Source organism: Pseudomonas sp. MYb327 (assembly GCF_040438925.1).
Classification (GTDB): Bacteria; Pseudomonadota; Gammaproteobacteria; order Pseudomonadales; family Pseudomonadaceae; genus Aquipseudomonas.
Window position 1 is genome coordinate 3,987,771 of the sequence record NZ_CP159258.1, and the last position, 15,238, is coordinate 4,003,008.

Sequence of the window (15,238 nt, forward strand, 5' to 3'; positions counted from 1 at the left end):
CCTGCGACCCATGCGGCGCAGGCCTGCCCCCACGGCAAAAACCTTAGCCGGTATTTCGCAAACCGGCGGCAATCCCCGCCACAGACACCAGCAACGCCTGTTCTACCGGGCTACCCTGCGCCACATCCTGTTGCCGGGAACGGGCCAGCAACTCCGCCTGCAATAGATGAAGCGGATCGAGGTAGGTGTTGCGCAAACGAATGAATTCCAAGGTGGCTGGGCTATGTGCCAGTAGCTGCGACTGACCGGTCAGCCCGAGGACGATGGCGCACGCCTGCGACAATAGGTCGCGTAAGTGCGCGCCCAACGGCAGCAGATCCGGCTCGACCAGACGCTCATCGTAGGACCGGGCAATGTCCGCATCAGCCTTGGCGAGGACCATTTCCAGCATGTCGATGCGGGTGCGGAAAAATGGCCACTGCTCGCGCATTTGCCCCAGCAGTTCGCCTTCGCCGCGCTCCAGCGCCTTACTCAGGGCCGCTTCCCAGCCGAGCCAGGCCGGCAACATCAGGCGCGTCTGGGTCCAGCCGAAGATCCACGGAATTGCCCGCAGGCTTTCGATCCCGCCCGCTCGACGCTTGGCCGGACGGCTGCCCAGCGGCAATCGCCCAAGCTCCTGCTCCGGTGTGGACTGGCGGAAATACTCGACGAACTGCGGATTTTCCCGCACGACAGCCCGGTAGGCGCTGACACCGTCTGCCGCCAATTCGTCCATCAGATGGCGCCATTCGGGCGTGGGTGGCGGCGGCGGCAACAGGGTCGCTTCAAGCACTGCAGCCAGGTACAGATTGAGATTTTGTTCGGCGATGTCCGGCAGGCCGAATTTGAAACGAATCATTTCCCCCTGCTCGGTGGTGCGGAAACGTCCCGCCACGGAACCCGGCGGCTGCGACAGAATCGCCGCGTGGGCCGGGCCGCCGCCACGGCCGACGGTGCCCCCGCGGCCGTGGAACAACAGCAGTTCCACTTGTTGCTCGCGGCAGATATCCACCAAGCGCTCCTGCGCCCGGTACTGCGCCCAGGCCGCCGCCGTGGTGCCGGCGTCCTTGGCCGAATCGGAGTAGCCAATCATCACCTCCTGCGGACCTTGCAGGCGCGAGCGATAGCCCGGCAGCAGCAACAGTTTTTCGATCACCGGACCGGCGTTGTCGAGGTCGGCAAGGGTTTCGAACAGCGGCACTACGCGCATCGGCCGCACGACGCCAGACTCTTTGAGCAGCAGTTGCACGGCCAGCACGTCGGAAGCGGCACCGGCCATGGAAATCACATACGAGCCGAGGGATGCACCCGGTGCAGCGGCGATTTCGCGGCACGTTGCCAACACTTCGGCGGTGTCGGCGGACGGTTTGTAGTGAGCGGGCAGCAACGGACGACGGTTGTTCAGTTCGCGGGTCAGGAAGGTGATGCGTTCTTCTTCACTCCAGTCCTCATAGCGACCGAGGCCCAGGTAATCAGTGATTTCGGTCATGGCGGCGCTGTGTCGCGACGAGTCCTGACGCACATCCAGCCTTACCAGGAACAGGCCGAAAGTCACTGCCCGGCGCAGGCAATCGAGCAGCGGACCGTCAGCGATGACGCCCATGCCGCACTCGTGCAGCGAGTGGTAGCACAGCTCCAGCGGATCAAGCAGCTCGCGGTTGTTTTGCAAGACATCGGTGGGTGCTGGCGTGGGCGTGGTCAACGCGGTGTGCGCCCAGTTGCGCGTCGCGCGCAAGCGTTCACGCAATTGCTTGAGCACGGCGCGATAAGGTTCCGCACTGTCGCCAGCCTTGGCCTTGAGTTCGTCACTGGCCTGCTGCATCGACAAATCGGCGGCGAGTTGATCGACGTCGCGCAGGTACAAATCCGCCGCCATCCAGCGCGCCAACAACAGCACTTCGCGGGTGACCGCCGCCGTCACGTTGGGGTTGCCATCACGGTCGCCGCCCATCCACGAGGCAAAGCGAATCGGCGCCGCTTCCAGTGGCAAACGCAGGCCGGTGGCAGCGTGCAAGGCCTGATCGGCCTTGCGCAGGTAATTGGGGATGGCCTGCCACAGTGAGTGCTCGATCACCGCGAAACCCCATTTGGCTTCGTCGACCGGCGTCGGACGGGTGCGGCGGATTTCTTCGGTGTGCCAGGCTTCGGCGATCAGGCGTTGCAACGTCGATTTGATCTGCTCGCGCTCGGCGCTGGTCAGGTCGCGGTGATCCTGGGCTGCCAATTGCGCGGCGATGGCGTCGTATTTCTGGATTAGCGTACGGCGTGCGACTTCGGTTGGGTGCGCGGTCAGCACCAGTTCGATTTCCAGTCGCCCCAATTGCCGGGCCAGGGACTCGGCGCCATGCCCTTCGGCGCGCAGGCGTGCAAGCAATTCCGGCAACACCCGAGCTTCGAACGGCGCTGCCTGCGACTCTTCGCGGCGGTGAATCAACTGGTACTGCTCGGCGATGTTGGCCAGGTTCAGAAACTGGTTGAACGCCCGCGCCACTGGCAGCAACTCGTCTTCGGTCAGCTGGTTCAGGCTGGCGCTCAGTTCGGCGTCCATGGAACCGCGTCGATCTGCCTTGGCGCCCTTGCGGATCTGCTCGATCTTGTCGAGGAAGCCGTCCCCGTACTGTTCACGAATGGTGTTGCCCAACAGCTCACCCAGCAGGTGAACATCCTCGCGCAAGCGTGCATCAATATCGGTCATCAGCAGTTCTCCAGCGAAAAATCCGGGCGGCCAAGAGCTTAAAGAGTGCCGCTCCAGACCACTTCTTACAAGCAAGACGACGAAGGGACTTTAAACCTTGTGCGTTGAAGCTAGTCTGAACAGTAAGCCGTACAACGGCTTTCGCCGGGCCACTGCCGGCCATTTATCCCGCCTGCCACGAGCAGGAGCGCAATGAGGTCATTATGAAAATCCGTGAGCTTGCCCAGCATTGGGAAGAAAACGCCAAGGGTCGACTGACCGAGACTGGCTACACGATTCATCTGGACGTGGAAGCCGCCGCACGCCTGGCGGCCATCACCGAAATGTACCCAAAGCGGCAACCTGAAGAACTGCTCGGTGAACTGATCGGCGCCGCCCTGGAAGAGCTCGAAAAGAGCTTTCCCTACGTGAAGGGCTCGACGGTTGTCGCCACCGACGAAGAAGGCGATCCGCTGTACGAAGACATCGGCCCGACCCCGCGTTTTCTCGCGCTGTCCCGTCGTCATCTGCACGATTTGTCGGCGGGAAATGACAAGCAGAAACACTGATTGAATGGGGGAGCGAGCCTGCTCGCGAAGGTCGTGTCAGTCAAAATCAATGACTGCTGACGGACTTTTTCGCGAGCAGGCTCGCTCGCACATGAGTCTCAAATTCCCTCAGTCATTGCGTGCTTCCGGCCCCCGGAAGTTCGGAAATCCCGCCACACATCGCGAAAGTTCCCGAAATAGAGCCCTGTCTACTTCGTCACAGTTTTTTTCGATAGCAGGCTAATTTCTCTGAACTTTCAAAAAACGCCTCGGGTCAATCCAGTAACCACGCCTGGGACGGCCGTATCAAAACGCCCCCCGAAACGGTAGCTCTCGGCTCCTTGCCCAGGATGGATATTCACGTTGTTCAGGAGTTAGCCCCATGGAGTTGAACACTATGAAAACCCGAACTGGCACATCCACTTCTACCCCGTTGCACGGCCTGAAAGTCGCAGCGCTCGCCATTGGCGCAAGCCTCATGCTTGCCGGCTGTGCAGGCAATCCGCCAACCGAGCAATTCGCTGTCTCCGAGTCGGCCGTCAAGGACGCCGTTAGCGCGGGCGGTACCGAATTCGCCGCGGTGGAAATGAAAGCGGCGCAGGACAAGCTCAAGCAGGCCGAAATCGCCATGCACGACAAGAAGTATGACCAGGCCAGAACCCTGGCCGAGCAAGCCGAATGGGACGCTCGCGTGGCTGAGCGTAAAGCCCAGGCGTTGAAAGCCGAACAGACCGTCAAGGACTCTCAGAAGGGAGTTCAGGAACTGCGTCAGGAAAGCCAGCGCACCGTTCAGTAAACGGACGCGGCACGACGTTTTTCTTCTCGACTAAAAGGACGAAACCATGAATTCCAAACAATTGATGATCCCTGCCCTGCTGGCCGCAAGCGTTGCCCTGGCGGCCTGTTCCACACCGCCCAACGCCAACCTTGAACAGGCCCGCTCCAACTATTCCGGCCTGCAAGCCAACCCGCAGGCGAGCAAAGTCGCGGCGCTGGAAACCAAGGAAGCGAGCGATTTCCTGGACAAGGCCGACAAGGCGTACCTGGACAAGGAAGATCCGGCCAAAGTCGATCAGTTGGCGTATCTGACCAACCAGCGTGTCGAAGTGGCGAAACAGACCATCGCCTTGCGCACCGCTGAAGCCAACCTGAAAAACGCTTCGGCGCAACGCGCCCAGGCCCGTCTGGATGCCCGCGATCAGCAGATCAAACAGTTGCAGGACAGCCTCAACGCCAAGCAAACCGATCGCGGTACGGTGGTGACTTTCGGTGATGTGCTGTTCGCCACCGACAAGGCGGAGCTGAAGTCCAACGGGCTGATGAACATCAACAAACTGGCGCAGTACCTCCAGGAAAACCCCGACCGCAAAGTGATTGTCGAGGGCTATACCGACAGCACCGGGACGGCGTCGCACAATCAGTCGCTGTCGGAACGTCGCGCCAACTCTGTGCGCACCGCGCTGGTGAAGATGGGTGTCGATCCGACGCGCATCGTTGCTCAGGGTTACGGCAAGGAATACCCGGTGGCGGATAACACCAGCACCTCGGGCCGGGCGCAGAACCGTCGGGTGGAAGTGACCATTTCCAACGATAACCAGCCGGTAATTCCGCGTTCGGCAGTGAGTGCGAATACCCAATAATTCGCCGTCACACAAAACCTTGTGGGAGCTAGCCTGCTAGCGATTGCGGTGTATCAGTCAACACTAATGTTGAATGTTCAATCGTATCGCCAGCAGGCTGGCTCCCACATTTGGTTTCAGCTTATTGCTCCAGCTTCTGCGGTGTCTCCTGCCCCATGCAACGCACGGCTTTTTTGCGGTCGTTGATCAACACGCCGGTCAGGCCCTTCTGTTCGGTATCAAACAGTACCAGCACACCATCGATGCACTGGGCCACTTGGGCCGCCGGCTCGAGCGAGACTTTGTAGTCTTCGCCCGGCACAGTCTTGAGCATGGTGAATTCGTTGAGCAGCAACGCATCCTCAGGCTTGGCAAAGTGCAAGTAGCCGTACCACCACAGGGCACCGACAGTGCCCAGGATGCTGCAGATACCGGTGATGATCAGCGGGATGGCGTTACGTTCTTCACTCATTGCGGGCTCTCTGGTGGTTCATTTTCAGAATTCGGCGGCGCTGGATAATTGGGGATCTCACCCAATCGGCGCAGACCGTTGAAATGCTGCGGGTCTTCAAGATAGCGCAGCATGACTTTGCGCCAGACCGGGTCGGCGAACGTCTGCACGTGACCACCACGGGTCAGTTGCAGCACTCGCGGCGGCGGCGCAGCTTGATACAGAAGGATGCCGTTGGAAAGAGGGACGATCGGATCGTCGATGCTGTGGAAGATCAGTTTCGGCACGCCATTGAGCTGCGCCATGGAGTTGATCGCGCTGTCGCTGTCCGGCACAAGCCACGACAGCGGCACCTGGAACGTCCAGAACACCCATGAATTACTCAGCGCATAGCGACCGACGCTGCGATAGCTGGCGGGCACGCCGTCCATCACAAATGCTTTGAGCTGTTTCTGCCGCTCGGGATGTTGCACCAGGTAGTGAACGGCCATTGAACCGCCAAGGCTTTGCCCCAGCAGGATCAGCGGTTTGCCCTTGACCTCGGGTGCCTGGTCGAGCCATTTGAACGCGGCGTCGATGTCCTGATAGATCGCCGGCAAACTCGGCTCGCCTTCGGACAAACCATAACCGCGATAGTCCACCAGCAGCACTTGATAACCCTGTTCCGGCAACCAGTAACTGCCACCCAAGTGCATCGGCAGATTGCCGCCGTTGCCGTGCAGGTGCAGCACCGTGCCTTTGACCTCGACACCTTTTTTCGCCGGCAGCCACCAGGCGTTCAGCTTGAGGCCGTCGGCGGTGACCAGGGTGACCTCGCGGTATTCGAGTTTGGCTTTTTCCGGGGTGAACAACTGGCCCGGTTCCGGGTAGAACAGCAGCGAGCTGCAACCGCTCAGGGCCAGGAGAAGGCAGAAGATGCCGAGGATTCTCATCCGTTGAAACCTCGCAGTGTTATTAGAAATTCGTGAACCGGGCAAACCTGTAGGAGCTGGCTTGCCAGCGATTGCCCCACCGCGATGTGTCAGATGCACCGCGTTATCGTTCTTCGCTGGCAAGCCAGCGCCTACAGAGGGTGTACTTATTAGAGGATATTGGAGTAATCCGCCTCAATCCGGTCCAGGCTCAGGTGATTCAAGAAATTGGAGAAACACATCCAGGCCGACAACGCATTCATATCGCGGAACTGCTCTGGCAGGTACTTCGGTGGTACCACCAGGCCCTCGTCTACCAACTGACGCAAGGTGCGCATGTCTTCCAGCGTGGTCTTGCCGCAAAACAGCAGCGGTATCTGCTCCAGTTTGCCTTTGCGCACGGCCAACTGAATGTAGTTGTAAATCATGATGAAGCCCTTGAGGTAGGACAAGTCTTTGGTAAACGGCAGACCTGTCGGCACCGAGCCGCGGAAAACGCGACTGGTGTTGCTGTAACTCTCGGCCATCTCGAAACCTTGCTCGCGGAAGAACTCGAACACCTGCAGGAAGTCGGCGCCCTCTTCCACCATATGAATGGCGCGAGTGCGGTTGGTCAGTTTGCGCAGGCGACTCGGGTAGGAGGCGAAGGTGATGATTTCCATCAGGATCGCCAGGCCTTCCTGGGTCACCGTGGACGAGGGCGGGCCCTTGGACAGGAAGGTGCAGATCGGCTGGTTCAGACCGTTGAGCGTGGTGCCGACGTGCACCAGGCCTTCGTGGACTTCCAGGGCGCGCACGTCGCGCTCGTTAAACATCGCGTCGGTGCGGATCTTGATGTAGTCGGCGCCCGCCGCCGCATCGGCAACGATGCCGTCGGACTCGAACACCCGAATGGTTTCCTCGGCCTCGCCAAACACTTTGCTCAACCGATGCTGCAGCATACTGACGGCATCTTTGGCGGTGAGGGTTTTCGGTTCGTCTTTCAGGTCACCACGGCCATCGATGTTGTTCAGGTAATCGGAAAGCATCAGGCCCAGGTCGGACAGGGTCGGGTCGCCGGCGTGGAACGCGTCGGACGCGGCACCGTATAACTCTTGGGAAATCAGGCCGAAATCCTCGGTGCCGCGCGCTTCAAGCATGCGCACCACCATCCGGTATTCCTTGCACATGCGGCGCATGATCTGCCCGACAGGGTTGAACTGGCCGAGCTGGCGGGTGATGTCGCGTTCGATGTTCTGGAACTCCAGCTTCACTTTGCTGGAATCGAACGACAGCGGCCGATTGAGGTAATAGTCGCGATCCACCGCCGGCATTTCCTTGCCCTTGGCCTTAAGGAAACCCTTGCGGATGTTTTCGTCCCATTTGACCGCGTCGAGGACGCGGATCGGCGTCTGCGCCAGCACAATGCGATCGGACAAAATGCGTATCGACTGCTGGTAATCGTCCACCCGAAACTCCTGTAGAAAACGTTATGTGCTGGGTTTATTTGGCCTTGGGCTGGCGCTGGTAACGCACCACTTCGACGAACACATCGGTATTGGCCGGGTCGTCGAGGTAGGCGGAGACCTGGTCCATGTGGCTGTTGATCAACACGCCATCGCCGTCGTCGGTCTGGAAGCTGTCGCCGCTGAGGACTTTCTGCCCGAGGGCCTGTTTGATTTGCTCGAGGTCGAGGTTGTACACCACCAGTTCATGCTTGTCGGTGAGTTCGAACCCGGCAATGGTGAAGTGCCCGCCGAATTGTGCCGGGACCTTCGCCGACAAATACCAGCGATTGCCGTGGTGTGACACCGTGAACGGATAAGCCTCACGCTCCTTGGGCTTGGCCCTGAAGTAACTGACCGCCTGATAACGATTGTTGCCCAGGCGCGTCAGTTCCAGGTTGAGCGGCTCACCCCAGGCGTTGGTGCTGGTCCATTTGCCGAGTAACCCTTTGGGCGCGGGATCACTTTCGGGCAGCGGTTCCTTGAAGGTCACCAGGCAGCCACTTAGCAGCAGGAACGACAAGGCGATCACCACGACACGCCAGGCTTTCATTCAACACTCCCTTTGAACTCACCACCGATCTACAAGGGATCGGATTAAACCGAAGCCAGCACCAAATGCATATAACGCGTCAGTATGCCGAGCATTTCCTCTTCGGCGTCAGGTTCGGCGTCGTTGAGCAGGCCCTGATATTCCATCCGTCCGATTATCGCCGTCAACACTTTGGCATCCTGATGCGGCTCGCGGGAACCCAACACCTGGAAAAGCTGGCAGGAGCCCTGCAGCAGAATCTGCTGATGCGAGCGCACCAATACGGCGAGGCGCGGATTCAACAGCGCCTCCTGACGGAACGCCTGCTCGGCCATCAAGTGTTCACGGCGGGTGACCAGTTGCCGGTGGACATAGTCCGTCATCAGTCGGGCAATTTCGTCCGCCAGTTGCGAACGAGCGGCCGGGCTGCCATCGCCACGGTCGATCATTTCCCGCAGCAGGCCTTCATTGTTCACCCACAACTTGGCCATGTAGGCCGCGCTGCGTTCCACGTATTGGGCGAAGGTATCGGTGAGCAGGTCATCGATGTCCTTGAAGTAATAGGTCGTGGCCGACAGCGGCACACCGGCCTCGGCGGCCACTGCACGGTGGCGCACGGCCCGCACGCCATCGCGCACGACAATGCGCATCGCCGCGTCGAGAATGTCCTGGCGACGCTGCTCGCTGCCCTGTCGGCTGGCCTTGCGGCCCTGGTACTGAACGCTTTCAGCGACCGCAGTGGCGATACCCGCTGCACCTTCTTGAGCAATTGCAGAGTTCACGACCGGTATTCCTCTCTTACTTCAAAGTAACCATTTGATACGTTTGTACCAGACAGGCAATAAAAAGCCGCCCATTTCAGGCGGCTTTTTTATTTACACCACTTACGCTTGCGGACGCATGTGCGGGAACAGGATCACGTCGCGGATCGACGGTGAGTTGGTCAGCAACATCACCAGGCGGTCGATGCCGATACCTTCACCCGCCGTTGGCGGCATGCCGTACTCCAGCGCACGCACGAAGTCGGCGTCGTAGTGCATGGCTTCGTCGTCGCCCGCGTCCTTGTCGGCCACTTGCGCCATGAAACGCTCGGCCTGATCTTCCGCGTCGTTCAACTCGGAGTAGGCGTTGGCGATTTCACGACCACCGATGAACAGTTCGAAACGGTCGGTGACGTTCGGGTTCTGGTCGTTGCGACGGGCCAGCGGCGACACTTCGAACGGGTACTGGGTGATGAAGTGCGGCTGTTCCAGCTTGTGCTCGACCAGCTCTTCGAAAATCATCACCTGCAGCTTGCCCAGACCTTCGAAGCCCAGCACTTTCGCACCGGCCTTCTTGGCGATGTCGCGAGCCTTGTCGATGTCGTTCAGGTCGTCGGCAGTCAGCTCAGGGTTGTACTTGAGGATCGAGTCGAACACCGACAGACGCACGAACGGCTCGCCGAAGTGGAACACCTTGTCGCCGTACGGCACGTCGGTGCTTCCCAGAACCAGCTGCGCCAGCTCGCGGAACAGTTCTTCGGTCAGGTCCATGTTGTCTTCGTAGTCGGCGTAAGCCTGGTAGAACTCCAACATGGTGAATTCAGGGTTGTGACGTGTCGAAACGCCTTCGTTACGGAAGTTGCGGTTGATCTCGAACACTTTCTCGAAGCCGCCGACAACAAGGCGCTTGAGGTACAGCTCAGGCGCGATACGCAGGAACATTTCCATGTCCAGCGCGTTGTGGTGGGTTTCGAACGGCTTGGCTGCCGCGCCGCCCGGAATGGTTTGCAGCATCGGCGTTTCCACTTCCAGGAAGTCACGTTTCATCAGGAAGCTGCGGATGTGGGCGATGACTTGCGAACGCACGCGGAAGGTCTGGCGCACGTCTTCGTTGACGATCAGGTCAACGTAGCGCTGGCGATAGCGCTGTTCGGTGTCGGTCAGGCCGTGGTGCTTGTCCGGCAGCGGACGCAGGGATTTGGTCAGCAGGCGCACGTGGGTCATTTCAACGTACAGGTCACCTTTGCCGGATCGGGCCAGGGTGCCTTCGGCGGCAATGATGTCGCCCATGTCCCAGGTTTTCACCGCGGCCAGGGTTTCTTCGGACAGGGTCTTGCGGTTGACGTAGACCTGGATGCGACCGGTCATGTCCTGGATCACCATGAACGAGCCACGGTTGAGCATGATGCGACCGGCAACCTTGACCGGGATTGCAGCCTCTGCCAGCTCTTCCTTGGTCTTGTCCGCGTACTGTTTCTGCAGTTGATCGCAGTAGTTTTCACGGCGGAAGTCGTTCGGGAAGGCATTGCCCTTGGCGCGCTCGGCAGCAAGCTTTTCCTTGCGCAGGGCGATCAGGGAGTTTTCTTCCTGTTGCAGGGCTTGCGGGTCGAGTTCTAGGTCGCTCATGTCTTTAAATATTCCATCTGGTTCGTTGCCCCCGGCCTGCGGCCGGGGATCGCCGGCAAGCCGGCTCCTACAGGGGATCGCGCTGTGTTAGTAACTTACAGCCCGGATTTCAGGCTGGCTTCGAGGTATTCGTCGATGTCGCCGTCGAGCACCTTGTCGCAGTCGCTGCGTTCGATGTTGGTCCGCAGGTCCTTGATGCGCGAGGCATCGAGGACGTAGGAACGGATCTGGTGACCCCAGCCGATGTCCGACTTGGTGTCTTCCAGCGCCTGCGATGCGGCGTTGCGTTTCTGCATTTCCTGCTCGTACAACTTGGCCCGCAGCATTTTCATGGCGGTGTCCTTGTTGGCGTGCTGGGAACGTTCGTTCTGGCAGCTGACCACGGTGTTGGTCGGTACGTGGGTGATACGTACGGCCGAGTCGGTGGTGTTTACGTGCTGACCACCGGCACCGGAGGAACGATAGGTGTCGATCCGCAGGTCTGCCGGGTTGATTTCGATTTCCACCTTGTCATCGATCTCGGGGGAAACGAACACCGCGGAGAACGAGGTGTGGCGACGGTTGCCGGAGTCGAACGGGCTCTTGCGCACCAGACGGTGTACGCCGATCTCGGTCCGCAACCAGCCAAACGCATATTCGCCCTTGATGTGCACGGTCGCGCCCTTGATCCCGGCGACTTCACCGGCCGACAGCTCCATGATGGTCGCGTCGAAACCGCGTTTGTCGGCCCAGCGCAGGTACATGCGCAACAGAATGTTGGCCCAGTCCTGTGCTTCGGTGCCGCCGGAACCGGCCTGGATGTCCAGGTACGCGTTGTTCGGGTCCATTTCGTGGCTGAACATGCGGCGGAATTCAAGCTTGGCGAGGTTTTCCTCGAGACGGGCCAGCTCGGCGACGACATCGTCGACTGCGCCTTCGTCGTTTTCTTCTACGGCCATGTCCAGCAGGTCGCGGCAATCGGCCAGACCGGTGGTCAATTCGTCCAGGGTTTCGACGATCTGCGCCAGCGCAGAGCGCTCGCGGCCCAGCTCCTGGGCGTACTCAGGTTTGTTCCAGACACTCGGATCTTCAAGCTCGCGATTGACCTCGGTCAGACGCTCATGCTTTTGATCGTAGTCAAAGATACCCCCGAATGGTTTCGGAGCGCTCGGACAGGTCCTTGATGGTGTTAAGGATCGGGTTGATTTCCATGGCGGGCAGCACTCGTTGGCGAACTTTTGAAAGCCGGCGAGTATAACGTAATCAGGCTGACTCGGCAGCCCGAATGGCGGCTTTACCGGCGAATGGTTTCAGTTATTACCTGCCTCGCTCAATCCCTCACTCTGGCTGCCGAAACCCTGATCTCACCTTTCAGTGATGACGACGTCGACCGCTAGCAAAATGCATCTGATCACCAATCCTAATGCGACACCAAAAACAGAATGACCTGGGTTGCATCGGTGGGCTGAACGTCAGCGCATGCAAACCCGCATTCTATCCGCGCAGGTCTCCCAGCGAGCCGCATTTCTTCCAAGACTACAACTGACTTGCCCTCGAAGATGACATTGAGAACATCGCCCAAGAGCATTTATCAACAAAAAGATTAAGACCTCGAACACTCTGTAGGAAAACAACTTCAAAATTAACAGATTGATCCTACTCAATCAGCAATTGTGCAACTCACTAGTTTTCCCTATAAATATGCAAGGCATAAAATCAAGCGACAGCTACTACACCACCAACACAGACGTTAACCTAGAAATCAACGCAAGCCACCCTAGCACCGCCACAAAGCATGGATATGTCATCTCAACTTATAAGCAAAAGGACAACCATGAAAAAAATCGACAGAATAATAATTGTAGGTTTTGGAAGTATCGCCCAAGCTTTACTACCGCTACTTTCAGAACACTATAAATCTGAAATCATCATCTTCGATAAAGAAGCAGACACTCCTCGACAAAAAATCGCGAACGAATACTCTGCAACATTAACCAAAAAACTGATAACTCCAAAAAACCTCGACCGCACTTTATCACCCCTTTTAAGCGGCAGCAGTTTTCTCTTAAATCTTGCGGTATCTGTATCAAGCTTAGCTCTGATAAATCTGGCCCAACGCTCTGACTCGCTCTATTTAGACACATGCATCGAGCCGTGGGAGTACGGATGCCAAAACAACAACTTAAAAAGCAATCATTCTCTAAGGCAAAGCCTGAAACAATATGCACGAAGCCCAGCCAGTACAACAACAGCTATTATCGGACATGGAGCAAACCCCGGATTTATATCTATATTGTTAAAAAAAGCAATGATGGAAATGGCATCCAGAAACGGAATACACGATCGACCAATAACACAATCTGAATGGGCCAAATTAGCAAAACGCCTGGAATTACAGGTGATACAAATATCAGAGCGCGACACTCAGGTCTCTTCCAAAATACGTGCACCTGGGAGCTTTTTCTGCACATGGTCTGTGGATGGATTGATAACAGAGTGTTTGCAACCGGCAGAATTGGGATGGGGTACTCACGAAAAAAACGTTCCATCGAACGCTAATAACAACGGATATTCGCTTGAACTTATCGAGCAAGGCCGAAACGTCATGGTGAAAAGCTGGACTCCTAACTACTTAGAGTTTGATGCGTACTTATTAACGCATAACGAATCGCTATCAATCGCCGAATACCTGACCCTAGACTGCCCAATAGACCTTAAATATCGACCGACCGTTTACTACGCGTATCACCCTTGCGATCAGGCGATAGATTCAATGGATTTACTTTGTAACGGACGCGAAGATCAAATCAAGTCAAAGCAAATTATGAAAGACGATATAGTTTCTGGCATCGATGAGCTAGGCATTTTTTTAATCAGCAAAAAATACAAATCACTTTGGCTCGGATCCAATCTTTCAATAGGCAAGGCAAGAAAAATGGCAAAGCATAACAGCGCAACGAGCCTACAAGTCACATCAAGCATTGTTGCCGGCATGAAATGGGCGGAACACAATTCAAATTCAGGGGTTCTAGAGTCAGAAAGTTTAGATTGGGAGAAAATTTACGACTTTGTAGAACCTTACTGGCAACCAATAGTTACCCAAGAAACTGACTGGCGCCCAAGCCGTAGTGACAGCCTACAATTTCACGACTTCAGGGTATATCACCAAAACCAATAAGTATTGGAATTCAAAACCCATGATTACTACAAAGATAATAAAATGCGAAATTAAACAGCGCTCAACGCCGGATGCTGGAGTAGTACTGGCGAACTTCCGTTTTCCCGACACCAAACTGAATGATATCGAGCGCGCTGAATGGAAGGAGGTATTCTTCGATTCAATAATTACTGAATACGATGCACGGCGACTTTACTGGCATCTGCAAATCAAATATCCGTCCTATTTCCCATTACTGGCGAAAGTACTCATCCCTTGGCTCAGGGATGAAATTGATCATGCTTATGGTTTTGCCCTGATCTATTCATCATTCACGGGCATCCCGTTCGACCAAGTTATTCTGGAAGCTGAAATTAGAAGATCTGACTTTAGCGTAATCAACCCAATAACTGATGATGCGTTCAAACTTCTAATTATGCTGGCCTATGACGAAATAATCACCACGCATGTCTATCATCGTAGCATCCCCAAGTACGATAAATTTGAATCCATGGAGCTTTCAAACTGGATCCGGAAAACAAAAAAGGATGAAATCAGCCATTTCTTCTCGTTTATTGAAATAGCGAAAGAACTGTTTCCTGAGAGGATAAATGAAACCTCTTCAATCCTGGAAGAAATCTTCTCTATAGATTTCGACAAACCAAATTATACTGGAACATTTGTTTTGGACCACAACACATCTGACTTCCCCATTCTAAAACAAGAAATCAGGGATCTCATAATTCCCACCATTATTAAAAAAATACACGCATAGATCGAGCCTCAGGAGAAAAAATGAGCACTTCATTTCTAACAAAAAGACACTGGAGCTCAAGAGCACTTTTCAATGAAATATCTGATAGCGGATGGACAAACCCTGGCATTGACCAACAGTACAAAAACTTTTTTATGGCCGATTTATTTTCGGAATATGATGCCATTAACCTTTATCATCACCTACATTTTCAGAGAGCAAAATTTTCGCCACAATTCGTACAGTATCTCGATTTATGGTTTGCAGATGAGAAAAATCATTCCGATGGCTTTTTTGAACTCATCCGACTTATATTCGGCTCCACTGAAGAAGAACTAGTAGACCAATTAAAAACAAGAACCGGAAACTTCGATCAACTGGAAGGTGCATTCGCAAGTGAATTTAACCTACTACTGTTATTTGCTTACGACGAATACACCTCAGTTAAAACATATAAAAAAGACACATTTTACAAGGATTTCGGACATCACAACTTCGATTTATGGATTAAAAACCTAGTCGCAGATGAAGGTATACATTTTGGCAACGCCATAAAAATACTTAAAACCAACCATTCTTCGAATTTACACAAAGCAGAAGACGTGCTTAAAAGCATCGCTGAACTCGAAAACATGCCGTACAAAAACACCTTTCTCTTCGATCACGACGGCCCTCATTTTCTGCTTACCCCAAGTGAGCTAGGAGCTCCTGTAGTAGAAGACATTTTATCAATACTAACCAAAGGTTAAAAAATGAAAAACTA

Annotated in this window: 14 protein-coding genes; 6 read left to right on the forward strand and 8 right to left on the reverse strand. The window is 55.6% G+C overall.

All coding sequences use genetic code 11. From position 1 onward, the window contains the following. Window positions 1–43: 43 nt before the first annotated feature. Window positions 44–2,674 carry a phosphoenolpyruvate carboxylase gene (gene ppc / locus ABVN21_RS18030; protein WP_339554389.1) on the reverse strand — a complete coding sequence of 877 codons (2,631 nt, stop codon included), beginning with the start codon at window positions 2,672–2,674 and terminating at the stop codon, window positions 44–46. A 203-nt stretch (window positions 2,675–2,877) separates the two neighbouring features. Here ppc and ABVN21_RS18035 point away from each other — a divergent pair, with 203 nt between their 5' ends. From ABVN21_RS18035 to ABVN21_RS18045, 3 genes are all read left to right on the forward strand, one after another. Then, window positions 2,878–3,222 (forward strand): pilin assembly protein, encoded by a 345-nt coding sequence (locus ABVN21_RS18035; RefSeq protein ID WP_339554388.1) that lies wholly within the window; start codon window positions 2,878–2,880, stop codon window positions 3,220–3,222. Between the two features lie 361 nt (window positions 3,223–3,583). Continuing rightward, complete coding sequence (locus tag ABVN21_RS18040; RefSeq protein ID WP_339554387.1) at window positions 3,584–3,997, forward strand: DUF4398 domain-containing protein; 414 nt, start codon at window positions 3,584–3,586, stop codon at window positions 3,995–3,997. Between the two features lie 46 nt (window positions 3,998–4,043). Beyond that, window positions 4,044–4,841, forward strand: a complete 798-nt coding sequence (locus tag ABVN21_RS18045; RefSeq protein ID WP_339554386.1) for an OmpA family protein — start codon at window positions 4,044–4,046, stop codon at window positions 4,839–4,841. A 121-nt stretch (window positions 4,842–4,962) separates the two neighbouring features. On the opposite strand, the gene ABVN21_RS18050 is transcribed toward ABVN21_RS18045, so the two are convergent. The 7 genes from ABVN21_RS18050 to prfB form a co-directional block, all read right to left on the reverse strand. Further along, window positions 4,963–5,292 (reverse strand): hypothetical protein, encoded by a 330-nt coding sequence (locus ABVN21_RS18050; RefSeq protein ID WP_095197123.1) that lies wholly within the window; start codon window positions 5,290–5,292, stop codon window positions 4,963–4,965. After that, a complete protein-coding gene (locus tag ABVN21_RS18055) occupies window positions 5,289–6,203 on the reverse strand; it encodes an alpha/beta hydrolase (protein ID WP_339554385.1) in 915 nt (304 codons plus the stop codon). Before ABVN21_RS18055 ends, ABVN21_RS18050 begins: the two co-directional genes overlap by 4 nt. 149 nt (window positions 6,204–6,352) lie before the next feature. Further along, window positions 6,353–7,630 carry a flavohemoglobin expression-modulating QEGLA motif protein gene (locus ABVN21_RS18060; RefSeq protein WP_339554384.1) on the reverse strand — a complete coding sequence of 426 codons (1,278 nt, stop codon included), beginning with the start codon at window positions 7,628–7,630 and terminating at the stop codon, window positions 6,353–6,355. Between the two features lie 34 nt (window positions 7,631–7,664). Further along, the gene (locus tag ABVN21_RS18065) at window positions 7,665–8,219 is read right to left on the reverse strand and encodes a hypothetical protein (protein ID WP_339554383.1); all 555 of its coding nucleotides are present in this window, start codon (window positions 8,217–8,219) and stop codon (window positions 7,665–7,667) included. A gap of 44 nt (window positions 8,220–8,263) precedes the next feature. Further along, window positions 8,264–8,968 carry a TetR family transcriptional regulator gene (locus tag ABVN21_RS18070; protein ID WP_339554454.1) on the reverse strand — a complete coding sequence of 235 codons (705 nt, stop codon included), beginning with the start codon at window positions 8,966–8,968 and terminating at the stop codon, window positions 8,264–8,266. A gap of 114 nt (window positions 8,969–9,082) precedes the next feature. Continuing rightward, window positions 9,083–10,585: a lysine--tRNA ligase gene (gene lysS / locus ABVN21_RS18075; RefSeq protein ID WP_339554382.1), complete on the reverse strand. Its 1,503-nt coding sequence runs from the start codon at window positions 10,583–10,585 to the stop codon at window positions 9,083–9,085. 95 nt (window positions 10,586–10,680) lie between these two features. After that, window positions 10,681–11,776 (reverse strand): peptide chain release factor 2 gene (gene prfB, locus ABVN21_RS18080; RefSeq protein WP_155292786.1). Its coding sequence is split into 2 segments (ribosomal slippage): window positions 10,681–11,703 and window positions 11,705–11,776, totalling 1,095 coding nucleotides; the frame shifts between segments, so codons are not numbered across the junction. Between the two features lie 622 nt (window positions 11,777–12,398). Between prfB and ABVN21_RS18085 the strand changes: the two genes are divergently transcribed. The 3 genes from ABVN21_RS18085 to ABVN21_RS18095 are packed head-to-tail and all read left to right on the forward strand — an operon-like array spanning window position 12,399 to window position 15,224. Then, entirely contained in the window at window positions 12,399–13,742 is a 1,344-nt protein-coding gene (locus ABVN21_RS18085; RefSeq protein ID WP_339554381.1) for a saccharopine dehydrogenase C-terminal domain-containing protein, read from the forward strand. A 19-nt stretch (window positions 13,743–13,761) separates the two neighbouring features. After that, the gene (locus tag ABVN21_RS18090; RefSeq protein WP_339554380.1) at window positions 13,762–14,496 is read left to right on the forward strand and encodes a ferritin-like domain-containing protein; all 735 of its coding nucleotides are present in this window, start codon (window positions 13,762–13,764) and stop codon (window positions 14,494–14,496) included. 20 nt (window positions 14,497–14,516) lie between these two features. Then, a complete protein-coding gene (locus ABVN21_RS18095) occupies window positions 14,517–15,224 on the forward strand; it encodes a hypothetical protein (protein ID WP_339554379.1) in 708 nt (235 codons plus the stop codon). Window positions 15,225–15,238 lie beyond the last annotated feature (14 nt).